The sequence below is a fragment of the Pseudoalteromonas sp. BMB genome (assembly GCF_001709235.1).
Lineage (GTDB): Bacteria > Pseudomonadota > Gammaproteobacteria > Enterobacterales > Alteromonadaceae > Pseudoalteromonas > Pseudoalteromonas maricaloris.
The window spans coordinates 163,139-186,360 of record NZ_MBQA01000193.1 but is presented as its reverse complement, the minus strand read 5'-3'; the positions used below and the strand labels follow the sequence as shown (position 1 = coordinate 186,360).

Genomic DNA, 23,222 nt, shown 5'->3' with positions numbered 1-23,222 from the left:
ACAATCTTGTAGTTTGTTCAATGATCCAACAACTGTTCCACCTCGCCCGCGATGACTTTCGTTTTCCACCAAATCACTATGCCCTGTCTGAACCAGATGGACTGCTTGCTATTGGTGGTTGTTTACAAGTAAAACGCCTGAAAAACGCGTATGCCAATGGGATCTTTCCTTGGTTTAATGAAGGTGAGCCAATTATGTGGTGGAGCCCAAGCGAGCGAGGCATTTTGGAGCTTCAAGATTTTCACTGTGGTAAAACACTAAGAAAAGCCCAACGTAAACTCAGTCCAACCGTCACTATCAATACCGCCTTTTCACAAGTGATTGAAGCTTGTAGAAATCAACGAATGGCCGCTGAAGGAACTTGGATCACAAATGCGATGTTGGCTGCGTATCAGCAAGCGCACATTCAGGGATTAGCACATAGTGTGGAGATATGGGATCGAGGCAAACTCGTTGGCGGGCTCTATGGCATCATGCAGTCTGGTGTATTTTGTGGTGAATCTATGTTTCACACCTTACCTAATACGTCCAAAATGGCGATGTGGGCTCTGGTAAATTGGCTCAAAGCTCATCAGGCAGATTTTATTGATTGCCAACTCGAAAATCCTTATTTAACAAGTTTGGGATTAAAAGTTGTACCAAGGAGCGAGTTTTTGACTAGACTTAAATTGGCGGATCGATTTGAGATCCCATCATCAATGTGGCAGCCTCAGGAGTTGAAAGCTATCTATGAATGAACACTTTCCTTCTAAAATCGGACTGAGCCAACAATTTAGTTGTAGTTATTTACCTGAGCAGAAGGAACAGTTACTGGTTATTCTAGACCCAAATTGTTACAGCCCAGATAGATTTGAACAATTGTTAGCATTAGGGTTTCGCCGCAGTGGAGACCAGATTTATCGTCCACACTGTCCCGCATGCTCAGCTTGTCAATCAGTAAGAGTATTAGCTCAAGAATTTAAACCGAGTAAATCTCAAAAACGCAAACGCAATAAATTAAAGCAAGATTATCAGCTAATTATTAGCCATCAGGAGCGTCCTGAATACTATCCGCTATACGAAAAATATATCAGTCTACGCCACAGCGATGGCTCTATGTACCCACCTAACCGTCTCCAGTACGAAAGCTTCTTATTTTGTCGTTGGATGAACATTATCTTTATCGAGCTATGGCACAAAGATAAGTTAATTGCAGTAGCCGTCACTGATTCAATGCCTTATTCATTGTCTGCTATTTATACCTTTTTCGATCCTGAGTATGAATCACTAAGTATCGGCACTATCATGATCATGGCTCAGCTCGAACAGGCAGCGAAACAGAATAAACCGTACTTGTACTTGGGTTATCAAATCGACGACTGCAAGAAAATGCGTTACAAAACCCAATTTGTTCCAGCACAAAAGCTAGTTAAAGATATTTGGCAAGATATTGATCCGGATGCCTCGCAACCTTGTGCTTAGTACCTCTTTCCTGCATACGTTTGCTCAAATGCAGGAATACACCTCCTTTTACACCACAATTATCCAATAGCATGGACAAAAAACATGCGTTACTAGCAGACTTTCCTATGCTAGAATGTCGCCCTTGCCTATCAACAAGGCTCCAGATTTTGAAATGCGTTAGGAATAGAAGCAAAAAACTTTGCTAAAACTGGCTGAATAAATGACCAAATTAACAAAAAATCAGCTTGTAACTTTACTTATTCCCCGCTTTTGGGCAAAATCTGCATCGTTTAATTTAACCAAGAGGTGATACGCTACACATGGCGAAAGAAGACGTAATTGAAATGCAAGGCACGGTCCTTGACACGCTACCAAACACAATGTTCCGTGTTGAACTAGAAAATGGTCACGTGGTTGTTGCACATATTTCTGGAAAAATGCGCAAAAACTACATCCGTATTTTGACTGGTGACAAAGTTACTGTTGAAATGACGCCTTACGACCTAACAAAGGGACGTATTGTCTTCCGTGCTCGTTAATCTGCGTGTGTAGATTTATACTAAGTTGATGCCGTAAACTCGTTGATACCCAAGCGACTTCAACATACTGATGTTACTTAGGTATACCAAGTTCATTCAAGCAATTAGTATACACGAACGACTAGCACTGAGTTTGAGAGACAGTAATACCGCATCAAACTGAGTGATAACAAAAAGCCCAGCTATTCTGGGCTTTTTGTCGTTTGAAACTTTTTATTCTAACCCCACCGTTCAAAGGGAGCATCATGGTCTTCCGTGCTCGTTACTCTGCGTGTGTAGATTTATACTAAGTTGATGCCGTAAACTCGTTGATACCCAAACGACTTCAAAATGCTGATGTTACTTAGGTATACCAAGTTCATTCAAGCAATTAGTATACACGAACGACTAACACTGAGTTTGACAGACGGTAATACCGCATCAAACTGAGTGATAACAAAAAGCCCAGCTATTCTGGGCTTTTTGTCGTTTGAAACTTTTTATTCTAACCCCAACGTTCAAAGGGAGCATCATGGTCTTCCGTGCTCGTTACTCTGCGTGTGTAGATTTATACTAAGTTGATGCCGTAAACTCGTTAATAACCAAGCGACTTCAAAATGCTGATGTTACTTAGGTATACCAAGTTCATTCAAGCAATTAGTATACACGAACGACTAGCACTGAGTTTGAGAGACAGTAATACCGCATCAAACTGAGTGATAACAAAAAGCCCAGCAACGCTGGGCCTTTTATAAATACTTCAGAGGTTTTATGCTGACACCGCTTCCGTTTGGTAATCAAAGGACAACTTGTTGTCTTTCACTGTAACTTTCACTGTCCCACCATCAGACAAATGACCAAACAAGATTTCATTGGCAAGTGGCTTTTTCAGGTTGTCCTGAATAACCCTCGCCATTGGACGAGCCCCCATTGCCTTGTCGTAACCCAGATCTGCCAGCCAATCTCGTGCTTGAGCCGTAAGTTCCAGATTAACCGATTTCTTATCAAGCTGCGCTTGCAATTCAACAATGAATTTATCAACAACTTGCAAGATAACTTCTTTCTCTAGGTGGTTGAACCAAATGATGTTATCCAAGCGGTTTCTAAACTCTGGTGTGAACACCTTATTGATTTCTACCATGGCATCATGAGAGTAGTCTTGCTGCTGGAATCCAATTGATTGACGAACAGTCTCTTGCACACCCGCATTTGTTGTCATCACCAACACAATGTTTCTAAAGTCTGCCTTACGACCATTGTTGTCTGTTAGTGTACCATGATCCATAACCTGCAATAGAATGTTGTAGATGTCTGGGTGCGCTTTCTCTATTTCATCGAGCAACACCACTGCATGAGGATGCTTGATTGCAGCCTCGGTCAACAGGCCCCCCTGCTCAAAGCCAACATACCCAGGAGGCGCACCTATTAGGCGGCTAACGGCATGGCGCTCAGAGTACTCAGACATGTCGAAGCGAATAAATTCTATGCCCATACACTTAGCAAGTTGCTTAGTTACTTCGGTTTTACCGACCCCTGTAGGACCTGCAAACAAGAATGAACCTACAGGCTTGTCTTCATTAGCAAGACCAGAGCGTGATAAGCGAATTGCTGATGTTAACGCGTCAATCGACTCATCTTGGCCAAACACCAACATCTTCAAGTTACGATCAAGATTCTTAAGTGTTTCTTTATCACTAGATGACACGCTTTGCTGTGGAATACGCGCCATTTTAGACACAATCGCTTCAATGTCCGACACATTAATCGTTTTCTTCCGTCTTGAAGTTGGCTGTAGCCTTTGACTGGCACCCGCTTCATCAATGACATCGATTGCTTTGTCAGGCAAATGGCGCTCATTGATATATTTAGCGCTCAGCTCAGCTGCCGCTTTTAACGCTTTTTGCGTGTAACGAATACCGTGATGCTCTTCATAACGCTCTTTCAAACCATGTAAAATCTTAGTGGTATCTTCGACGCTTGGCTCAACCACATCAATTTTTTGGAAGCGGCGCACCAACGCTCTGTCTTTCTCAAAAATATTCTTGAATTCAGAATATGTTGTTGAGCCCATACAGCGAAGCTGTCCACTCGATAATAGTGGCTTAATTAGATTAGACGCATCCATCACACCACCTGAAGCAGCGCCAGCGCCAATAATGGTATGGATTTCATCAATAAATAATATCGCATGCGGTTTCGATTGAAGTTCTTTAAGTAGCGCTTTAAAGCGCTTCTCAAAGTCACCGCGATATTTTGTACCCGCAAGTAATGCCCCCATATCCAGTGAGTAAACCACTGCATCGGCAATTACATCGGGTACCTGATTATTGACTATGCGATACGCTAAACCTTCAGCAATCGCGGTTTTACCAACCCCCGCTTCACCAACGAGTAATGGGTTATTTTTCTTACGACGGCACAGTACCTGAACCGTACGCTCAACTTCCTCATCACGACCAACCAGCGGATCAATGCGGCCAGATTCCGCTTGAATATTTAGATTAGAAGTGAAATTTTCCAACTTGGTTTTCTCTTCCTGTTGCATTTCACCGCTATCGTCTTGCATTTCTTCATGATCTTCTTGCTCGTGATCATCTTCAATCTTAGAGATACCATGACTAATGAAATTAACGATATCCAAGCGGCTCACGTCAGCCTTTTTAAGTAAATAAACAGCTTGGCTTTCTTGCTCAGAAAAAATAGCAACAAGTACATTTACTCCAGTCACTTCTGAGCGACCAGAGGATTGAACATGGAATACAGCGCGTTGTAGCACACGTTGAAAACCAAGTGTTGGTTGTGTTTCTCTGTCTTCCTCTAAATCAGGAATAACAGGCGTAGTTTCATCAATAAACTCTGATAACTCGCGCTTCAAGGTATCCATATCGACACCACAGGCATCTAGCGCCTCACTAGCAGAAGGGTTATCGATCAATGCAAGTAATAAATGCTCAACCGTCATAAATTCGTGACGGCGAGAACGAGCCTCGCGAAACGCGGCATTAAGAGTAAGTTCTAAGTCTTTGTTTAGCATTGGCAACCCCCAACAAGAAATTTATAGGTCATTCCTGCTCACAACTACAGAGCAGCGGGTGCTCGTTGTCACGAGCATATCGGTTTACCTGCTCAGCCTTAGTATGGGCTATGTCAGCAGGGTATACTCCACATACCGCTTTTCCCTTGTGATGCACTTCAAGCATCACCTCAGTTGCTCTCTCGCTATCCATATTGAAGAATGTCGTCAATACCTCGACAACAAAATCCATGGGCGTGTAATCATCATTATTCAAAATCACTTTATATTTTCGCGGCGGTTGAAGCTGCTGCTTCTGTTCCTCGCGAACGGCGTCCAATACACCAGAATCTTTTGTCCCACTCATAATAAATATAGTCTTGTCTTATATACTCAAGCAAATAGATTTGAGAAATAAATAAAATGTTAAAAAAAAGAGCAAAAAACTTGACTGCTTGCTCATATAAACTACAGTCTTACATGACTGTCTAATCTATGGGCAGTTTAGCAAAATTAAAAGAGTAGATTAACTTTAATTTAGTCAACTTATAGAAGGATGTAGAAGTATGGCTTGCGGAAAAGTCAAATGGTTCAATAACGCCAAAGGGTTTGGTTTCATCGTAGAAGACGGCAGTGACGAAGATATCTTTGCTCATTACTCAACGATTGTAATGGATGGATACAAGACGCTTAAAGCTGGTCAGGATGTATCATTCGAGCTACAACAAGGACCTAAGGGTCTACACGCAACCAACATCGCTCCAATTACGGAAGATGTTGTATAAGTGTTAAGTAGTTTTTGGCTAAAGCGGGTTACATGAGTGCTCGCTTATTCCTCTCTTTGAATCGCTCCACCAAATCTAAAAGAAATTTTCAGCCTTTCCTTTATCAAGTTTGTTATAACTTTTCACTTTTGCACTTTAAATTTAATAATTAGCCCCCATATGCAAACACTGTTAGACTAAAGCACGCTTGCAAAGTCAATTTCAGGTTGGTTAGATATTGCTACTTTGATGCATTTCAATGCTGAATGAATACCAGTTATTGTGATAAGCCAAAAGTATAAATACCTAACAAACTTGCTAATGCTGCGCTACCTAGACATAGATTCTAACGAGGATTGTCGAGGTTTTTTGCATCTTTCACTAATCGCTTAGTGAACTGGTCCTGTTTATAACCAGCTACAACTACACGTTGTTGAGTGTGAAAATTGCGTTGCTTAGTCCTATTAGCAATTGTTGAACGGCGTAACAGCCCACAACTATCTAGGAATGATGATGACATCGAAAATTATCTATACCAAAACAGATGAAGCCCCGGCTCTCGCAACATACTCGCTATTGCCAATCATCCAAGCATTCACTAAGCCTGCAAATATCGAAGTTGAAACTCGCGATATTTCACTAGCAGGACGTATTATTGCGACTTTCCCTGAGTACTTAAAAGAAGAACAACGTATTGGTGATGCACTCGCTGAGCTAGGTGCACTTGCTAAAACGCCTGAAGCTAACATCATCAAGTTACCTAATATCAGTGCTTCAATTCCACAACTTCGTGCGGCGATTAAAGAATTGCAAGCTAAAGGTTACGCGCTTCCAGAGTATCCTTCTGAAGCCAAAACAGACGAAGAAGCCGACGTTAAAGCACGTTATGACAAAATCAAAGGCAGTGCAGTAAACCCTGTACTTCGTGAAGGTAACTCAGACCGCCGTGCTCCAACTTCAGTCAAAGGCTACGCTCGTAAAAACCCGCATTCAATGGGTGCTTGGTCTAAAGACTCTCAGTCTTATGTTGCATCAATGGCTGACGGTGACTTCTTCGGTTCTGAACAGTCGGTAACGGTTGCTGAAGCGACTGATGTTCGTATTGAACACGTAGCGAGCAATGGTGACATCACCGTACTTAAACAAAGCACGCCACTACTTGCAGGTGAAATCATTGACGCCTCTCGTATGAGTGTACAGGTACTACGTGAATTCTTAGCAGCGCAAGTACAAGAAGCAAAAGATAAAGGCGTTTTATTCTCGCTACACATGAAAGCAACCATGATGAAGGTGTCAGATCCAATCATCTTTGGTCATGCTGTAAAAGTATTCTACAAAGACGTATTCGAAAAGCATGCGGCGACATTTGCTGAAATCGGTGTTGATGCAAGCAACGGTGTTGGCGACGTGTACTCAAAAATTGAGTCGTTGGACGACGCGAAGCGCAAAGAAATCGAAGCTGACCTTGCAGCAGTTTACGAGACAGCACCTGATATCGCGATGGTAGATTCAGACCGTGGTATTACAAACCTGCATGTACCTAGTGACGTGATCATCGATGCATCAATGCCAGCTGCCATTCGTTCAAGCGGCCAGATGTGGAATGCTGAAGGTAAACAACAAGATACGGCTTTTGTGATCCCTGATCGTTGTTACTCAGGTGTATACGGCGCAACTATCGATTTCTGTAAAGAAAATGGTGCATTTGACCCACGTACTATGGGTACAATTCCTAACGTCGGTCTAATGGCACAAAAAGCGGAAGAGTACGGTTCACACGACAAAACGTTTGAAGCGCCATCAGCTGGCACAATCCGCGTTGTTGATGCTGCGGGCAACACTTTACTTGAGCATACCGTTGCTGAGGGCGACATTTGGCGTATGTGTCAGGTGAAAGATGCACCGATCAAAGACTGGGTAAAACTAGCGGTTAACCGTGCTCGCGCAACGAATACACCTGCCGTTTTCTGGTTAGACGAAGCCCGTGCTCACGACGCTGAACTTATCAAAAAGGTAAACGCATATTTGCCTGAGCATGACACTGATGGCCTTGAAATCCTAATCAAAGCACCAGTAGATGCAACGCTATACTCACTAGAGCGCATGAAAAAAGGCGAAGATACTATTTCAGTAACGGGTAACGTATTACGTGACTATCTAACTGACCTATTCCCAATTTTAGAGCTCGGTACCAGTGCAAAAATGCTATCTATCGTTCCACTAATGAATGGCGGTGGCTTATTCGAAACTGGTGCGGGTGGTTCTGCGCCAAAACACGTACAACAGTTCGAAAAAGAAAACCACTTGCGTTGGGACTCGCTAGGCGAATTCCTTGCACTGGCTGCTTCTTTTGAGCATTTGAGCCAAACAACGGGTAATGCTAAGGCACAAGTACTTGCAGATACATTAGATGCAGCAACGGCTAAATTCTTAGATGAAAACAAGTCACCTTCACGTAAAGTGAAAGAGCTTGATAACCGTGGTAGCCATTTCTACCTTGCAATGTACTGGGCTCAAGAGCTTGCTGCACAAGACAAAGATGCAGAGCTTAAAGCTAAGTTTGAAAATGTTGCTGCGGAACTAACAGCAAAAGAAGCTGATATTGTTGCAGCACTGAATGAAGCACAAGGTCAAGCAATGGATGTTGGTGGTTATTACCAGCCAGAAGATGACAAAGCGTTTGCAGCTATGCGTCCTTCTGCGGTATTTAACGATGTACTAGCGTCACTGTAATCTTCGGATAACAGTCAAAAAGCGGCCCAAGGGTCGCTTTTTTGCTTTCAGGCGACACTCGTGAGCAATTACGCTAAAATGCCATTTTTCGTGAACCTTAGGAATGTGGCGATGAACACAAGTAGTAGAGCCAACACAAATAACAAAAGAAAATCACATGCTAACAAGCTCGCATTCTCTAGACACACCACAACGCGGAAAAAGCCAATAACTAACCGGCAGTCAAAACCCGCCCTACCGCCAGAGCAAGTAAAAGTCGTTCTATTTAATAAGCCTTTTGATGTTTTGTGTCAGTTTACTGATGATCAAAATCGTCAAACATTGGCTGATTTTATTGATATCAAAGATGTGTATGCTGCAGGCCGCTTGGATAGAGATAGTGAGGGGCTATTGCTACTGACCAACTGCGGTAAATTACAAAACACCCTGACTTCTCCTAAAAAATCGACATATAAAACCTACTGGGTTCAGGTCGAAGGAGAGCCAAGTAGCGAAAGCCTAAATGCGCTTAGAGACGGTGTAGAACTAAAAGATGGTCCAACTTTACCTGCCAAAGTAGAAGTAATAACTGAGCCCAATGTTTGGCCACGTAACCCGCCGATTAGAGAACGCAAAAATATCCCGACAACCTGGCTTTCTATTTCCATCAAAGAAGGACGTAATAGACAAGTTCGTCGTATGACGGCGCATATTGGTCATCCCACGCTTAGACTTATTCGCGCACAAATAGGCAAATATAGTCTGGGCGATCTTAAACACGGTGAATATCGAGTGCTTTAGCATTTCCTACTAGGACTTTTCTCCTGCGCTTGAACGCCTCACGGGCGTGCAATTTAAAGAGATTTGAGTATAATAAGCGCTTTCTATCTGAGCATTAAGATTAATAGCGAAATTATGAGCGATAATAGTCACATTAAAGTCATTGTCGGAATGTCCGGCGGTGTAGATTCTTCTGTATCTGCCTACCTTTTAAAACAACAAGGCTATCAAGTTGAAGGCCTGTTTATGAAGAATTGGGAAGAAGATGACAATGATGAGTATTGTGCAGCAGCTGAAGATCTAAAAGATGCTCAGGCAGTGTGTGATAAGTTGGGTATTGAGCTACACACAGTGAACTTTGCTGCTGAATACTGGGACAATGTGTTTGAACACTTCCTTGAAGAATACAAGGCTGGCCGTACACCAAACCCAGACATCATGTGCAACAAAGAAATCAAATTTAAAGCCTTTTTACAGTTTGCAGCAGAAGCGTTGGGCGCGGACTATATCGCAACTGGCCACTATGTTCGTCGCGCGGAGCGTGACGGTAAATTCGTTATGCTTCGTGGAGATGACGAGAACAAAGATCAAAGCTACTTCCTTTACACATTAAGCCATGAACATATTGCGCAAACACTCTTCCCTGTGGGTGAAATTGAAAAGCCAGAAGTGCGTAAAATTGCAGAAGATCAAGGCTTAATCACGCACGATAAAAAAGATTCAACCGGGATCTGTTTTATCGGTGAGCGCAAATTTAAAGACTTCCTTGCCAAATTTTTGCCCGCGCAGCCTGGTGTGATTGAAGATTGTGAAGGTAATCATGTTGGTGAGCATGAAGGCTTGATGTACCACACGCTAGGTCAACGTAAGGGCCTATTAATTGGTGGTTCTAAAGAAGGCAACGGCGAACCTTGGTATGTGGTCGATAAAGATATCGAACGTAATGTACTGGTTGTTGGTCAAGGTAAAAACCACCCTCGCCTGTTCAGCAACGGTTTAAACGCAAATCAACTACATTGGGTCGACCGCGTAGGTCCGCAAGGTACAACTCGCTGTACGGTAAAAACACGTTATCGCCAAACCGACATTCCTTGTACGTTATTAGTTGGCCAAGATGGTATGGCACGTGTGCTATTCGATGAGCCACAAAAAGCCGTAACTCCCGGACAATCTGCGGTATTCTACGCAAATGACGTGTGCCTTGGCGGCGGTATTATTGAGTCGGTGATTAAATAATGCAAAACCAATACGTAATGCCTCTGGCGGCAATGTGTCAGATCAGTAAACTGGTACAAAAATGTGCGCGTTACGGCACCTTCAATGAAAATGAAGTTGAGGGCTTTTTAAAAAGCATTATTAATACTTCTCCTGAACGCCCAGAGGACGTTTACCCAGACAAATTTGCCATCAAAACAGGCTGTCGAACGCTAATTGAGCAGCTTTCGGCTGGCGGCGAAAAAGACGTTGAAATGGTTAAATATGTTGGCGCGATGATGCAATTAGAGCGAGTGCTAAGTAACGATAGCAAATCTCTTGATTTGTTAGCACAAAAAATTCAGCAAATTGAGCGCCAGTTATTACACTTTGATATCTGTGAAAGCCAAGTTGTTGCCGCACTTGCCGACATTTACGGTCAAGTAATAAGCCCTCTTGGCCCTAAGATCCAAGTATTCGGTAAGCCTGAGTTATTAAAACAAACAGCAACACAACAAAAAATTCGGGCGCTATTACTTGCGGGGATCCGTAGTGCAGTATTGTGGCGCCAGCTCGGCGGTAAACGTCGTCATTTCTTTTTTGCGAAAAAGAAAATCATTACTGCTGCAAAAAGTTATATGTAATACCAATTTGTCTTAATACTTGCTCAATTTGAAGGAGCAAATCTGACGCTAACAGGGCTAAGAATTTCTTATTTAGAACAACTAAATAGCAAAATCTTCGCCTTGCCTATATGGATGTAGGTACCTTGGCGTGAGCAGGATGCGGAAGCGGTGTTATCGACTAGATTTTATCGCCTCAAAGTAGACCACTTAATTAATCAAGTTGGTATAAAATTCGTAGTGGTTCTAATACCACTATCTAAGTATCGTTCAAAAACAAATAGTTAGGAGTTATTATGGAGCTTTCAGCGTTAACCGCTATCTCTCCTGTGGATGGTCGCTATGGTAGCAAGACCAAAGAACTGAGAAGCATCTTCAGTGAATTTGGCTTGATCAAATACCGCGTCATCGTAGAAGTTCGTTGGCTACAAGCGCTAGCGAGCAGCGACGCCATTAAAGAAGTACCTGCTTTCAGCGATGAAGCCAACGCACTTCTTGATAGCATCGTTGAAAACTTCAGCGAAGCAGACGCAGCACGCGTAAAAGAGATTGAGCGCACCACTAACCACGACGTTAAAGCTGTAGAATACCTTCTTAAAGAAAAAGTAGCTGACAATACCGAGCTAAATGCCGTCAATGAATTTATTCATTTTGCATGTACCTCTGAGGACATCAACAACCTTTCTCATGGCCTAATGCTAACTGAAGCGCGTGACACGGTATTACTGCCATACTGTGATGAGCTACTGAGCGCAATCAAAGACAAAGCGGTTGAGTATAAGTCAATTCCAATGATGACTCGTACACACGGCCAACCAGCTTCACCATCAACCATGGGTAAAGAGTTTGCAAACGTGTATGTTCGTCTGCAACGTCAACGCCAGCAAATTGCTAACGTACAAATGCTTGGTAAAATCAATGGTGCCGTTGGTAACTACAATGCTCACCTAAGCGCTTACCCAGATTACGATTGGCATGCACACAGTGAACGTTTTGTATCAAGCCTAGGTTTGACTTGGAACCCGTTCACAACGCAAATCGAGCCGCATGACTATATCGCTGAGCTATTCGATGCGATTGCACGCTTCAATACTATCTTAATTGACTTTGACCGTGACGTTTGGGGTTATATCGCGCTAAACCACTTCAAGCAAAAAACCATTGCTGGTGAGATTGGTTCTTCAACAATGCCTCACAAAGTTAACCCTATCGACTTTGAAAACTCTGAAGGTAACCTTGGCATTGCTAACGCTATCTTTGCGCATCTTGCACAAAAACTACCTGTTTCACGCTGGCAACGTGACCTAACCGACTCAACGGTTTTACGTAACTTAGGTGTTGGTATGGGTTATGCACTTATCGCGTATCAAGCAACGCTTAAAGGCGTTAGCAAGTTAGAAGTTAATGCTGAGCGTTTATTTGCTGAGCTTGATGATAACTGGGAACTACTTGCAGAGCCAATCCAAACGGTAATGCGCAAGTACGGTATCGAAAAGCCATATGAAAAACTAAAAGATCTTACTCGTGGTAAACGCGTAAACAAAGAAATCATGGCTGACTTCATCGATAACCTAGACTTGCCAAATGAAGTAAAAGCACAAATGAAAGAAATGACGCCAGCAAACTATATCGGTCGTGCTGAAGCGTTCATTGACGAACTAAACTAAGTATAAAGCGACACCAGCTTTTTACTACTTGGTATAGAATAAGCGAAAGAGTGCACTCTTTCGCTTTTTTATTACTGGAATTTCCCTATGTATCAACTGCAAATTAATGACCTTACCTTCGAACAATTTCTTGCCCAGTATTGGCAAAAGAAGCCATTACTCATCAAACAAGGATTCCGAGACTTTGAAGACCCAATTGAGCCAGAAGAGCTTGCCGGCCTTGCAACTGAAGAATGCATAGAATCTCGAATTGTTACTAATCACAATGATAACTGGGAAGCCCATCACGGCCATTTTGAACAATTTGACTTACTCACCGATCGCAACAGCACTCTATTGGTCCAAGCCGTTGATCACTGGCACCCACAAGCCGCACAATTAATAGAAGCGTTTAGATTCATACCAAATTGGCGTATAGACGATTTGATGATCAGCTTTTCGACGCCTGGTGGCGGCGTTGGCCCACACTTAGATCAATATGATGTCTTTATCATTCAAGGACAAGGTAAACGTCATTGGCGAGTTGGCAAACAGGACAACAGCCTAAAGCAATTTGCGCGCAACAAGAGCCTATTACAAGTAGAGCAATTCGAAGCAGTCATTGATGCAGTCCTTGAACCAGGTGATATCTTATATATTCCACCGGCTTGTCCTCACGAAGGTTACGCAGTTGAGGATGCTTTAAACTACTCAGTTGGCTTTAGAGCGCCTGATCAAAAAGACTTGCTGTCTAGCTTTGCTGATCACGTTATTGATATGGAAGCTGGTAAACGCCGTTTTAGCGATCCAGAATTGCAACTCAGAGCGTCTATTGGCGAAGTCACCTGTAGCGACCAACAGCAGATTAAGTCTCTGCTCAATGCTTTAATTGAAGATAAGGCTCTATACAGTCAATGGCTTGGAAAAACGCTCAGCGAACCAAAACATGAGATGGATCTCGCGCCATTAGACCCCATAATTGATCCTCATGAGCTTCTCGAGATCGCCAAAGATAACCCATTGATTTATCGCGCTGGTGGAGTACGTGCTATTTACCAAATCTGTGACGATCATATTTTGTTCAGTGTTAATGGTGAAAACTATGAATTAGACCATCATTGTTTAGATGCCGTAAAGCAGCTAAGCGATCATGTTGTGTTTGAGTTTAATGCAATAATTCCAGCATTAAATAGTTTGGAATTTAAACAAACGTTAACTAAACTGATTAATGATGGGACCTACTTCGTTGAAGACAGTGATCCAGCCGATGCTGACTTCGATGAGGGCTGGGAGTAGAGCCTGTTAGAACAAGATAGCCGCGTTCACAAAAACAACAATATGCCGCGAACGCCTTGATCTTCAAGGTTTTCGCAAGCTCTAGCTTGTCGCTAAACAGGGAATGCAGGTGCAATCTGTAGATGGGGGCAGTATGAGTTATAGAATCAGTAAAGTAACTTGGCAAACCAAAAAATTGGAGCTCAAAGCGATACGCGAGCGCGTATTTGTGTATGAACTTCACATTCCTAAAGAAGTTGAGTTTGATCAGCAGGATATCACTGCTGAACACTTAATTATTATTGACGAATTCGATGGTCCAGTTGGCACAGGACGACTGTGTGAAGACGGGTTATTAAGCCGTATCGCGATATTCAAATCTCACCGTAATCGAGAAGCTTATGCCTCATTGATTGGGGGACTTGTTGACTTGGCAAAAGACAAAGGCTTTGAAGACGTTTTTATCCAATGCATCTTGGATGAAGTGCCCGAATTTTTACAATCGGGGTTTTCCACGCATGGACACGTATTTATGGAAGCGGGCATTCCAAGACAGCGCTTGAAATGCCCTATTCAATCACTCAAGATGGATCCGTTTACGATGCTTCATTAGCCCAAAGTTCGTCTTTAGCGAAAAGGTCATATAAACCATGAGCTCGGTTTACTAGTAGATTAGCAAACTGGGCTTGTGTTTTTTCTACTGGCTTTGCAGACATAATTTCTTCCGCTTTCATCTGCCAATGGAATGAAAAATAGCGCAGTGCTTCACGAGCTGTAGCGGCTGCTGATGCCTCAATATGATCTGTCGGTAGATTACCTGTGATCACCCAATACTTTTTGCCGTTTTGACCTTTGATTTTCCAAAGCGCAACCAATGGTTCAATGTAGCGACATTCTTTTTCAATAATACTCTGCGGTAACACCCCTTTATCCGCGAGATGTTTTTGTGCAGCTTGTACGCAGCTACGCTGCCATTGTATTGATCTTTGCTGCTGTTGTTCTGGTGTTAACGCCTCTTGCTGCGGTTGGTTTTGTTCTTCACTCATTGTTCACCCTTTTATTCTTTTTAGATTACCGAATAGCATTTTACTTTATCGTTATTTACGCGGTGCGTTTCATAGCAAATTATCCAGCAAATCGGTTTTGATTCTTATACACCAAGCACTCAAACGCTTGCGAAGTTACCTGATACTAAGCTTTTGCAGTCATAACGGCAATACGAACGAAGGAATTTTGAGTTTATATGATTAATTACTGAGCTGTAAGTTTCGAGAAAGTTTCTTTTTCTATTCTAGCCACATCGAAAGAGATATTATTTGTCAAAGGGCAATGCGTGTTGCGACCTTTAACGAAACGGCTAGCTTTATAGTGAAATTACAACATCCCTAGCAAATTATTAGTCTGAATCATAGTCGGTGCTACATATGCCTAGTTAACCTGAGGTTTGGATAAGGAATGAGCTAACTCATTGTTTTTAATACCACATTAAATTATACCCTTATCTAGTCAGACAGTTTTAGGGATAACAAGGCGAATTTACGCACCAATAGCTGGCTATTGGAAGTGAATTCAACGCAGTTAGCGCTAAAACTGGCTGCTAGAAAGACATTAATTATCCGAAGCTCAGGTTAGTTAGCCTGACAACGCGACAAGTATCCATCGGATTGTGTAGATTAATGCATTTTAAGATTGGGACCGGTGCAAGCTTCTCACTGCTCCAAAGGAAAGGAAATAGTAAACTGACTACCCACTCCTTCTTGACTCTGAACATCTATTTTCCCTTTGTGCTCTTTTACAATCGCATGAGTAACGGCAAGTCCCATGCCCGTACCTTCGCCGACAGGCTTAGTCGTAAAGAAAGGATCGAACAATCTAGGAAGCACATCAGCATCAATTCCAATTCCGTTGTCGCTAACGCTTAAGATAATATCTAGATCGTTACCCTGTGCGAGTAGCACTTCTATTGATTTATGCGATTTATGGCTCATGTCTACCGCATATTTAGCATTCACCAAAAGATTGATGATAGCTTGTTTTAGCGCTCCCTCCTTGCAAAAGATAGTTGGCACATCTTCGACCGCGACGGTTAGCTCGTATCCCTTAAGTTGCCCATGAAGTAAACGAAGTGTGTCTTCAACAATAGACTTTAGAGACGCCCTACCGAAACTATCGTTATTGGAGCGGGAGAAATTCATTAAATCGTTTACTATGGTTTTAATTCGCTCGCAGCCATGCAGCGTGTCGTGAACGAGATCCGGCAAATCATTCGTAATTTCGTCAATACGTTGCCTTAAATATATATCAATAAGGCGAGCTTCCAATTGTTCTCCTCTCAATTCATTTTGCTCAAGTAATTTTACTGTCTCAAGCAACTGCAAGATTGGCGAGATATAGTAATTAAGTGACTCAAGGTTCCCCGCCACATATGCCAGCGGGTTATTTAATTCATGCGCAACGCCTGCTGATAGTGTCCCTAACGTCGCCATACGTTCGTTGTTTATTAATACGGCTTGTTGATTCTTAAGCTGCGCTAATTGACGTTCAAGTGTTTGGTTAGCCAAATATAACGCTCGCGTTTTCTCTTCAAGTAATGACTCGACCTCATCACGTGCACGACGCTCTCTTAGATACGCCTTTTTATAGTCGTTATATTCAGACATCGAATTAATCCAAATGAAGAATGAGTACGCAATGTTTAGCGCCGCTATGCATGCACTGTGGATGTTCAATTTTTAGTTTGCGACTGTAAAATTGGGCGGCACCATAAAGTAGCCCTTCCGCACAAAAACACAATTTACGATTCGAGCAATACTCTAATACGATAGTTTTGTCGTCTTTCACTATCGCCGCAATTGAGGGGAGATTCGGCTCATCGTAAAGCTTTTTTACCTCCATGTGTATCACGCTATCGATAGATAAAACCAACTCTTCAAACGACGCAAATTTTGACGAGATACCTTTGTGCTTTTCCGCCAAAAATCCAAATAACGACTGTCCGAAAATGGCCAATACATCTGTCAATGGCTTATTCAATTTGTCAGCAACGCCTTGTGCTAACGCAAATAGCTCTGCATCTGGGTAGGATGTAGGGGAAACATAGACCCTTCCCTCGGGTGCATGTGCTTCGAGTAACTCATCCCAAGCCTGCATGCCAATCGCTTCTACAACTAATTCTTCTAAACCTCTAAATATCACGCCGCGCATTAAACTCTCCCTTAACAAAGTTGCTGCGTTATATAGTCAAGACTCACCTCGAAACAAGCCTTTGAATTAACTAGCTTGTTTCGTTCTTAATTAAGTGTAGAACAATATTTGGGATGTAATAGATCTTTCTCTATTCAGCTATAGAAGTTTGCTCGTCAAGTTCAACTGTATCGAGTTCAATTCTTTCAAGCATAGACATATTGAGAAAGTTATCTAGTTCCTCATTATGCGCAAATACCTTTTCTTTTATGCCTTGATAGTAGTCATTTACAATTCCAGCTAAATTGCGCTCCATCCAAGTTTCGACAGAATCTGAGCGTTTAAACGCATCGGGGTTTTCTTCAACATCTTCTAAAATAGATAGCCACATATTGAGCTCAGCTCGCACAGGCATACCTTCTGACTGCTCCATTACGTCATTCATCCAACCGAGTCCCTGATTTTCATAGGCTTTTATCAGCTGATTGTATAACCTACTTTTTTCGTTATCGTCAGCTGGTGCACCTTTAAATTTAACGTATTCTCGATTGTCAGTTCTAAAGTATTCTGTATTCTCATTTTCGTAATTGAGTTTGCTCAATCTTGCGAACAGGTTATTCGGCTCCTGCGTATCCACTTCGTTTAACATTTCTATAAAAGTAGTTCGGTCATTTGCCTTAACCAAGGTTGCCATATCTAGGATGCCACGACTCGTATCGAAATCAGAATTTGCTAAATGCGCATTCAAATCTAAAAGGTCACCGTCTGAGAATTTGTTATCAATGACAAATTTTGCATAGTCATTTAATAATTGGTTGTTCATGTCACCATACGCATTAAACTGGTCGAAAAGATCTGCCTCTCGCACAGTTAAGTCCATGTCTGTTCTACCGTCTTCATCCAATAAATAAGCTGGCAACGCTGGTTCTGAAAAAACTTTGTTTTCAGCCTGTTCCATTAAGCTAGACATGGTTTTTACGGTGTCTTTTAATAACTCATCAGACATACTGCTCAGTTTATCAATCAACTTTTCTGAGTAGTCTTCACCCCTTTGACCAAAGCTGTTAACACTAAGTGACTGGACGATAAAATCGGTGAGCTGACCAAGCTCTTCATCCGTTAATCTGTTAGCCACGTCTAGAAGTGATTCTGTGGGCTTGAAGTGTGCAAATTTAATCTGTTGTTCTTCATTCAAACGGTCGAAGATTGCTAAAAATTCATCAATTTTTTCTCGGCCTTCAAAATCACCGTAAGTATCTTTATAGATACGACCATTTTCATCCGTCCCTATGTGCTCTCGGTGAATACCGTAACTTTTCATGCCTAACATTCTGAATTCAAAATTACGCATAAAGTCTCTATCATATGAGACAGGTGATTCGGTGTAGGAAAAGTCAATTGTGAACTCACTATTCACATCTGGAAATTGGGATACCTCTTCATCAGGTCTATCTTTTGCGAGCGTTTTGAGTGCGTCTTGCATTTCTTTCGACGAAGATGGAGCACCAACACTGACATGGTTGGTGTGAAATTGTGGCTTTATATTCATAACCTATATCCTTGTTACAAATTCAATTTACCGCGGAGTTATTAAACGTTATCGACCCACTTAGAATAAACTTTACCCAATTTTGCTCCTTGTTTTAGCCTTACCTAATGTAGCTCGCCAAAATATCAAACCCACTGACGCTATCTTCAAAGTATCGTGCTTTTACCTCTAGATATTCAGCATCACTGAAGAAGGACTCCATTGAAGCTTGATCAGGAAAATATATGGTAAAAAGTCGATTAGCTTGGCACTGTCCCTCCGTTAGCAAGGTTTCTGCAATATGAAAATCGTTACTAAATCCACCACCATATTGTCTTAAGATTGGCTTCATCGCTTCACGATATTTGGCATATCGCTCGCTGTTATGAATTTCCATCGCCACTAACATCTCATACATAATTTAGCCCTTTTAAAGTTGTTATCATCTTAACATTGCTCATAAAGCTCCAGCGGCAAACCATCAGGATCGCTGAAAAAGGTAAACCGTTTGCCTGTATATTCATCTATTCGAACAGGCTCTACAGCCACTTGATACTGCACAAGGTGTGCAATGCAAGCATCAATATCCGATACACTAAATGCTAAATGCCTCAGTCCTTGCGCCTCTGGGTGTGATGGTCGTTTTGGAGGGTTTGGAAACGAAAACAACTCAATCTGGCTGCCATCTGGCAGCGCAAGATCTAATTTGTAGGACGCTCTATCTTTTCGATAGTTTTCACGGAGTACATGCAAACCAAGTACTTCGGTATAAAACACTTTTGATCTTTGATAGTCAGAACAAATAACAGCGACGTGATGTATTCCAGATAACTTCAAGCACTTCTCCTAACTAATTTAAGGTCTTTTAAATAAAAAAGCGGCAATTTGCATTGCCGCTTCACACACTCAAGTAGGAACTTGGACTACACGTTGTAAAACCAAGCCTATTTTTTCATTACAGGCGAATGCCGCCGTCAATCTCAACGACACGTCCCGTAAAGAAATCGTTTTCAATGATATATTTTGCTGTGTGGGCAATTTCTTGCGCTTCGCCAAGACGCCCTACTGGCTTCATTTTCACTAGCCGCTCTTTGGCTTCAGGCTTCATTGCATCGGTCATTTTTGTACGGATCACACCAGGTGCAATTGCCCCCACGCGAATACCAAAACGACCTAATTCTTTAGCCCAACTGGTAGTCATCGCAACGACACCAGACTTTGCCGCTGAATAATTGGTTTGTCCCATATTACCAGCGCGCGCAACGCTAGACATATTAATGATCACGCCACCGTTACCCGCTTCTACCATTTTGACAGCAGCTTCGCGGCCGCACAGGAAAACACCTGTGAGATTGACATCAATAACGGATTGAAATTGCGAAAGCGACATTTTATCGATGACTTGCCCGTCTTTTGCTTTGAGCAGCAAACCATCACGCAAAATACCCGCATTATTAATTAATACCGAAATATCGCCGAAGTCATTTACGATGGCATTAAACACACTTTCCACGTCTGATTCTTGACTAACATTAGCGACATACGTGTTAACTTGTGTGCCGAATTGAGCAAGTTCGTGCTTCGCTTCTGCTAAAACGTCTTCTTGCATATCAATCAGGGCAAGTTTTGCCCCCTGCTTTGCCATTTCAGTTGCCATGGCAAGACCTAAGCCTTGCGCACCACCAGTGATCACAACTGTTTTATCGTTAATATCCATAGTGTCCTATTTCTCTGAATAAAGCTTAAAAATCGCACTAAAGTCTTCACTGCCTTTGCCTTGATTTTGCATCAAGTTATACAAATTCTTCGCCAGCGCCCCCATGGGCGTCGCAGAATTCGTTTGCTGCGCAGATTGCATCGCAAGGCCAAGATCTTTAGCCATTAAATCAACCATAAAGCCCGGCTTATAACCGTTCGAAGAAGGCACATTTTCTAGTACATCAGGACATGGGTTGTATAGCTCTAGCGTCCAGTTACGACCAGAGCTGTTTAGCATAATTTCGCTCAATACTTTAGGATCTAAGCCATGATCTACACCCATTTGCAGCGCTTCACTTGTGCCCGCCATAAGTATTGATAACAGCATATTGTTACATATCTTAGCGACTTGTCCGGCACCAATATCTCCAGCATGGAAGATATTCTTACCCATATTGGTCAGTACCACATGCGCACGTTCAAAGTCTGCTTTATTACCGCCGACAATAAAAGTTAAGGTACCGGCAGCTGCACCTGCCACACCGCCAGACACGGGCGCATCGACAAATGAAATACCCGATTCTGCCAACTTGTTGCCAACAAACTGAGCAGATTCAGCATCAATGGTCGAGCAATCAATTACTTGTGTATTTTTACTAAGGTAATTAATTAATCCGTCATCGCCAGTATACACTGCTCGAACATGTTTGCCTGCAGGCAGCATACTGATAACATAATCGGCTTCGCGACATACATCGCTCACAACCGTCGCTTTCGTCGCGCCACTTGCTTCAAGCGTCGCAACGGCCTCAGGGTTCAAATCGAATACACATACTTGGTGGCCAGCCTTTAATAGGTTAATGGCCATTGGACCACCCATATTACCTAAGCCGATAAATCCTACTTGTGCCATTTAAGTCACTCCTTATAAGTCACGCAATGGGTGATCGTTTTCATCCCAGCGAGGTGCAAAAAAGCGTTCTATCGCATCGTCTGTAACCTCGTCGACAGATTTAAATCGCCAATTTGGCTTGCCATCTTTATCGATAAGCAACGCACGAACACCTTCTTGAAACTCACCAAACTCGCCAGCCGTTACCGACATTCCTAATTCCTGCTTAAAACAGTCTCTTAGTGTTTTGCCTGCACTTCTAGTGAGCTGAGCTTTAACCAATGCTGCACTTAATGGAGAACCATGCTTTAATGCAGCCTGTGCCTTGCTTAGCCATTTGTTGTCAGTGCTATCCAACGCCAAAATGAATTCAACCTGCTCTGATAACTCACGTTTCTCATCAAGCGCTTCGAACACTTTGATAAGCGGTTTAATTTCGCTTTTTGGCGGCGCATGAGACGCTTCATCTAGTGACAACAGCAACTGAGTAAGCTTTTCATGATTTAATACATTGGTTTTGCCCCAGTTTACTTCAACTAGGTTTTGTAACAGTAAGCTCAGCTTTTCTGAGTCCATAAAATGGTCGGCAAGCCCAACCAGCTTGGCATCCGCAGCGTTAATGTTTGCAGCAGTGAGACCCAAGAATAGTCCAACGCCCTTTGGCATCTTATTGAGGAAATAGCTCCCACCCACATCAGGGTATAAACCAATGGTGATTTCCGGCATCGCGATGCGCGACGTTTCGGTCATCACTTTATGGCTTGCGCCAGCCGTTAAGCCCAATCCACCACCCATGATGATGCCATTACCCCATAGTAGGATTGGCTTATCATAGTTATGGATTTGATAATCTAACCGGTACTCTTCACTGAAAAAGGTTTCGATTAATGCGTTACTCGTATCAGACGACATTTCGCGATATAAACTCACGACATCGCCGCCGGCACAAAACGCCTTCTCTCCAGCACCTTTTAGCATAACCATTGCTATTTGTGGGTCGTTTGCCCAAGCGTCTAGTTGTGGCGAGAGCAAACGGATCATATCGAGGTTTAAGGCATTTAACGCTTTTGGTACATTTAATGTCGCCAGCGCTATTTGCATCCCGTTATGGCACGTTGCCTGTTCGAATATAACCGGCGCCTCTTCGTGATTTATTAGCTCAAATTCAGTCATTAGCCATTTACCCAATTCGCTTTACGCTTCTCTAAAAACGCGTTTACGCCTTCTTTTTGATCTTGCGTATCGAATAGTGTTACGAAAAGTTCGCGTTCAAGTGGCAATGCGCTATTGATAGTGCCAGTGCGGCCTTTTTGAATGAGAGCCTTACAAGCCGTGACCGCAACTGGACTTTGATCTTCTACTTTCTTAGCAAGTTCAAGCGCAGCTTCCAGTGCTTTACCCTGCTCGACCACTTCTTCAACTAAGCCAATTTGCTGTGCTTTATCAGCTTTTAAGCGCTCACCGCATAAAATCATACGTTTTGCCCAGCCTTCGCCTACAAGCCACGACAAGTTTTGTGTGCCGCCAGCACAAGGTAACAACCCTACTTTCGCCTCAGGGAGTGCCATTTGTGCTTGAACTTCGGCAATGCGGATATCGCATGCTAGTGCTACCTCTAAACCGCCACCCATTGCAAAACCATTGATAGCAGCAATAGATACGCCTCTAAAGTCGCTGAGTGTTTCAAACGCTTCACCAAATACTCGAGACATATCCGCAGCGACTCCTTTGTCACCGTCGGCAAATACGTTTAGATCCGCACCGGCTGAAAAGAACTTTTCACCTTCGCCAGTGATCACTAACGAATAGATTTCTTTATCTGCATTCAATTCGATTACTAGATTTTTAAGTGCAGTTAATGTGTCTTTTGTCCACGTATTCGCGGGTGGATTTGACATAGTAACAACGGCAGTATGGCCTTGTTTTTCGAGTTTTAATTGTGCAGTCATGATA

Annotated in this window: 23 protein-coding genes; 11 read left to right on the top strand and 12 right to left on the bottom strand. The window is 42.6% G+C overall.

Annotated elements, in window-relative coordinates; genetic code table 11:
• The first annotated feature begins 20 nt into the window (after positions 1-20).
• From aat to infA, 3 genes are all read left to right on the top strand, one after another.
• The gene (gene aat / locus BB427_RS18770; RefSeq protein WP_045961784.1) at positions 21-737 is read left to right on the top strand and encodes a leucyl/phenylalanyl-tRNA--protein transferase; all 717 of its coding nucleotides are present in this window, start codon (positions 21-23) and stop codon (positions 735-737) included.
• The gene (locus tag BB427_RS18765; RefSeq protein WP_069022486.1) at positions 730-1,461 is read left to right on the top strand and encodes an arginyltransferase; all 732 of its coding nucleotides are present in this window, start codon (positions 730-732) and stop codon (positions 1,459-1,461) included. The genes aat and BB427_RS18765 overlap by 8 nt, the downstream gene beginning before the upstream one ends.
• Positions 1,462-1,763: 302 nt before the next feature.
• On the top strand, positions 1,764-1,982 hold the full coding sequence (infA, locus tag BB427_RS18760) for a translation initiation factor IF-1 (RefSeq protein WP_058029687.1): 219 nt from the start codon (positions 1,764-1,766) through the stop codon (positions 1,980-1,982).
• Between the two features lie 748 nt (positions 1,983-2,730).
• On the opposite strand, the gene clpA is transcribed toward infA, so the two are convergent.
• Positions 2,731-4,995, bottom strand: a complete 2,265-nt coding sequence (clpA, locus tag BB427_RS18755) for an ATP-dependent Clp protease ATP-binding subunit ClpA (protein WP_017219467.1) — start codon at positions 4,993-4,995, stop codon at positions 2,731-2,733.
• Positions 4,996-5,023: 28 nt separating this feature from the next.
• Positions 5,024-5,341 carry an ATP-dependent Clp protease adapter ClpS gene (clpS, locus tag BB427_RS18750; RefSeq protein WP_010379297.1) on the bottom strand — a complete coding sequence of 106 codons (318 nt, stop codon included), beginning with the start codon at positions 5,339-5,341 and terminating at the stop codon, positions 5,024-5,026.
• A 199-nt stretch (positions 5,342-5,540) separates the two neighbouring features.
• On the opposite strand from clpS, the gene cspD reads away from it, so the two are divergent.
• The 8 genes from cspD to BB427_RS18710 all read left to right on the top strand — a co-directional run bounded on the left by cspD (position 5,541) and on the right by BB427_RS18710 (position 14,581).
• Positions 5,541-5,759 carry a cold shock domain-containing protein CspD gene (cspD, locus tag BB427_RS18745; protein WP_010379294.1) on the top strand — a complete coding sequence of 73 codons (219 nt, stop codon included), beginning with the start codon at positions 5,541-5,543 and terminating at the stop codon, positions 5,757-5,759.
• Between the two features lie 492 nt (positions 5,760-6,251).
• On the top strand, positions 6,252-8,471 hold the full coding sequence (locus BB427_RS18740) for an NADP-dependent isocitrate dehydrogenase (protein WP_069022484.1): 2,220 nt from the start codon (positions 6,252-6,254) through the stop codon (positions 8,469-8,471).
• A 111-nt stretch (positions 8,472-8,582) separates the two neighbouring features.
• Complete coding sequence (locus BB427_RS18735) at positions 8,583-9,251, top strand: pseudouridine synthase (protein WP_069022482.1); 669 nt, start codon at positions 8,583-8,585, stop codon at positions 9,249-9,251.
• A 114-nt stretch (positions 9,252-9,365) separates the two neighbouring features.
• The gene (gene mnmA, locus BB427_RS18730) at positions 9,366-10,466 is read left to right on the top strand and encodes a tRNA 2-thiouridine(34) synthase MnmA (RefSeq protein ID WP_010379287.1); all 1,101 of its coding nucleotides are present in this window, start codon (positions 9,366-9,368) and stop codon (positions 10,464-10,466) included.
• Positions 10,466-11,068, top strand: a complete 603-nt coding sequence (gene hflD / locus BB427_RS18725; RefSeq protein ID WP_069022480.1) for a high frequency lysogenization protein HflD — start codon at positions 10,466-10,468, stop codon at positions 11,066-11,068. The genes mnmA and hflD overlap by 1 nt, the downstream gene beginning before the upstream one ends.
• 275 nt (positions 11,069-11,343) lie before the next feature.
• Positions 11,344-12,714, top strand: coding sequence for an adenylosuccinate lyase (gene purB, locus BB427_RS18720; protein WP_069022478.1), 1,371 nt, complete (start codon positions 11,344-11,346; stop codon positions 12,712-12,714).
• Between the two features lie 87 nt (positions 12,715-12,801).
• Complete coding sequence (locus tag BB427_RS18715; protein ID WP_069022476.1) at positions 12,802-13,989, top strand: ribosomal protein uL16 3-hydroxylase; 1,188 nt, start codon at positions 12,802-12,804, stop codon at positions 13,987-13,989.
• A 133-nt stretch (positions 13,990-14,122) separates the two neighbouring features.
• On the top strand, positions 14,123-14,581 hold the full coding sequence (locus tag BB427_RS18710) for a GNAT family N-acetyltransferase (protein WP_069022474.1): 459 nt from the start codon (positions 14,123-14,125) through the stop codon (positions 14,579-14,581).
• On the opposite strand, the gene BB427_RS18705 is transcribed toward BB427_RS18710, so the two are convergent.
• The 10 genes from BB427_RS18705 to BB427_RS18660 form a co-directional block, all read right to left on the bottom strand.
• On the bottom strand, positions 14,565-15,014 hold the full coding sequence (locus tag BB427_RS18705) for a DUF4826 family protein (protein WP_017219474.1): 450 nt from the start codon (positions 15,012-15,014) through the stop codon (positions 14,565-14,567). The genes BB427_RS18710 and BB427_RS18705 overlap by 17 nt on opposite strands.
• A gap of 663 nt (positions 15,015-15,677) precedes the next feature.
• On the bottom strand, positions 15,678-16,628 hold the full coding sequence (locus tag BB427_RS18700; RefSeq protein WP_069022472.1) for a sensor histidine kinase: 951 nt from the start codon (positions 16,626-16,628) through the stop codon (positions 15,678-15,680).
• A 4-nt stretch (positions 16,629-16,632) separates the two neighbouring features.
• Complete coding sequence (locus tag BB427_RS18695) at positions 16,633-17,172, bottom strand: heme NO-binding domain-containing protein (RefSeq protein ID WP_039497675.1); 540 nt, start codon at positions 17,170-17,172, stop codon at positions 16,633-16,635.
• Between the two features lie 130 nt (positions 17,173-17,302).
• Entirely contained in the window at positions 17,303-18,700 is a 1,398-nt protein-coding gene (locus tag BB427_RS18690) for a hypothetical protein (protein ID WP_069022470.1), read from the bottom strand.
• Between the two features lie 100 nt (positions 18,701-18,800).
• On the bottom strand, positions 18,801-19,097 hold the full coding sequence (locus BB427_RS18685) for a DUF1330 domain-containing protein (protein ID WP_069022468.1): 297 nt from the start codon (positions 19,095-19,097) through the stop codon (positions 18,801-18,803).
• Positions 19,098-19,126: 29 nt separating this feature from the next.
• Positions 19,127-19,516 carry an SMU1112c/YaeR family gloxylase I-like metalloprotein gene (gene gloA2 / locus BB427_RS18680; protein ID WP_069022466.1) on the bottom strand — a complete coding sequence of 130 codons (390 nt, stop codon included), beginning with the start codon at positions 19,514-19,516 and terminating at the stop codon, positions 19,127-19,129.
• Between the two features lie 118 nt (positions 19,517-19,634).
• The gene (locus BB427_RS18675; protein ID WP_069022464.1) at positions 19,635-20,396 is read right to left on the bottom strand and encodes an SDR family oxidoreductase; all 762 of its coding nucleotides are present in this window, start codon (positions 20,394-20,396) and stop codon (positions 19,635-19,637) included.
• Between the two features lie 6 nt (positions 20,397-20,402).
• Positions 20,403-21,290: a 3-hydroxyisobutyrate dehydrogenase gene (mmsB, locus tag BB427_RS18670; RefSeq protein WP_010604932.1), complete on the bottom strand. Its 888-nt coding sequence runs from the start codon at positions 21,288-21,290 to the stop codon at positions 20,403-20,405.
• A gap of 12 nt (positions 21,291-21,302) precedes the next feature.
• A complete protein-coding gene (locus tag BB427_RS18665) occupies positions 21,303-22,442 on the bottom strand; it encodes an enoyl-CoA hydratase/isomerase family protein (RefSeq protein WP_069022462.1) in 1,140 nt (379 codons plus the stop codon).
• Positions 22,442-23,218, bottom strand: coding sequence for an enoyl-CoA hydratase (locus tag BB427_RS18660; RefSeq protein ID WP_069022460.1), 777 nt, complete (start codon positions 23,216-23,218; stop codon positions 22,442-22,444). The genes BB427_RS18665 and BB427_RS18660 overlap by 1 nt, the downstream gene beginning before the upstream one ends.
• Between the last annotated feature and the right edge of the window lie 4 nt (positions 23,219-23,222).

Coding starts and splice junctions, on each gene's coding strand:
- purB (WP_069022478.1), top strand. CDS start 11,344: ATGGAGCTTTCAGCGTTAACCGCTATCTCTCCTGTGGATGGTCGCTAT.
- BB427_RS18735 (WP_069022482.1), top strand. CDS start 8,583: ATGAACACAAGTAGTAGAGCCAACACAAATAACAAAAGAAAATCACAT.
- clpS (WP_010379297.1), bottom strand. CDS start 5,341: ATGAGTGGGACAAAAGATTCTGGTGTATTGGACGCCGTTCGCGAGGAA.
- BB427_RS18700 (WP_069022472.1), bottom strand. CDS start 16,628: ATGTCTGAATATAACGACTATAAAAAGGCGTATCTAAGAGAGCGTCGT.
- clpA (WP_017219467.1), bottom strand. CDS start 4,995: ATGCTAAACAAAGACTTAGAACTTACTCTTAATGCCGCGTTTCGCGAG.
- BB427_RS18710 (WP_069022474.1), top strand. CDS start 14,123: ATGAGTTATAGAATCAGTAAAGTAACTTGGCAAACCAAAAAATTGGAG.
- mnmA (WP_010379287.1), top strand. CDS start 9,366: ATGAGCGATAATAGTCACATTAAAGTCATTGTCGGAATGTCCGGCGGT.
- BB427_RS18675 (WP_069022464.1), bottom strand. CDS start 20,396: ATGGATATTAACGATAAAACAGTTGTGATCACTGGTGGTGCGCAAGGC.
- BB427_RS18685 (WP_069022468.1), bottom strand. CDS start 19,097: ATGTATGAGATGTTAGTGGCGATGGAAATTCATAACAGCGAGCGATAT.
- aat (WP_045961784.1), top strand. CDS start 21: ATGATCCAACAACTGTTCCACCTCGCCCGCGATGACTTTCGTTTTCCA.
- BB427_RS18705 (WP_017219474.1), bottom strand. CDS start 15,014: ATGAGTGAAGAACAAAACCAACCGCAGCAAGAGGCGTTAACACCAGAA.
- BB427_RS18740 (WP_069022484.1), top strand. CDS start 6,252: ATGACATCGAAAATTATCTATACCAAAACAGATGAAGCCCCGGCTCTC.
- mmsB (WP_010604932.1), bottom strand. CDS start 21,290: ATGGCACAAGTAGGATTTATCGGCTTAGGTAATATGGGTGGTCCAATG.
- BB427_RS18660 (WP_069022460.1), bottom strand. CDS start 23,218: ATGACTGCACAATTAAAACTCGAAAAACAAGGCCATACTGCCGTTGTT.
- BB427_RS18765 (WP_069022486.1), top strand. CDS start 730: ATGAATGAACACTTTCCTTCTAAAATCGGACTGAGCCAACAATTTAGT.
- BB427_RS18695 (WP_039497675.1), bottom strand. CDS start 17,172: ATGCGCGGCGTGATATTTAGAGGTTTAGAAGAATTAGTTGTAGAAGCG.
- hflD (WP_069022480.1), top strand. CDS start 10,466: ATGCAAAACCAATACGTAATGCCTCTGGCGGCAATGTGTCAGATCAGT.
- BB427_RS18665 (WP_069022462.1), bottom strand. CDS start 22,442: ATGACTGAATTTGAGCTAATAAATCACGAAGAGGCGCCGGTTATATTC.
- infA (WP_058029687.1), top strand. CDS start 1,764: ATGGCGAAAGAAGACGTAATTGAAATGCAAGGCACGGTCCTTGACACG.
- cspD (WP_010379294.1), top strand. CDS start 5,541: ATGGCTTGCGGAAAAGTCAAATGGTTCAATAACGCCAAAGGGTTTGGT.
- BB427_RS18715 (WP_069022476.1), top strand. CDS start 12,802: ATGTATCAACTGCAAATTAATGACCTTACCTTCGAACAATTTCTTGCC.
- BB427_RS18690 (WP_069022470.1), bottom strand. CDS start 18,700: ATGAATATAAAGCCACAATTTCACACCAACCATGTCAGTGTTGGTGCT.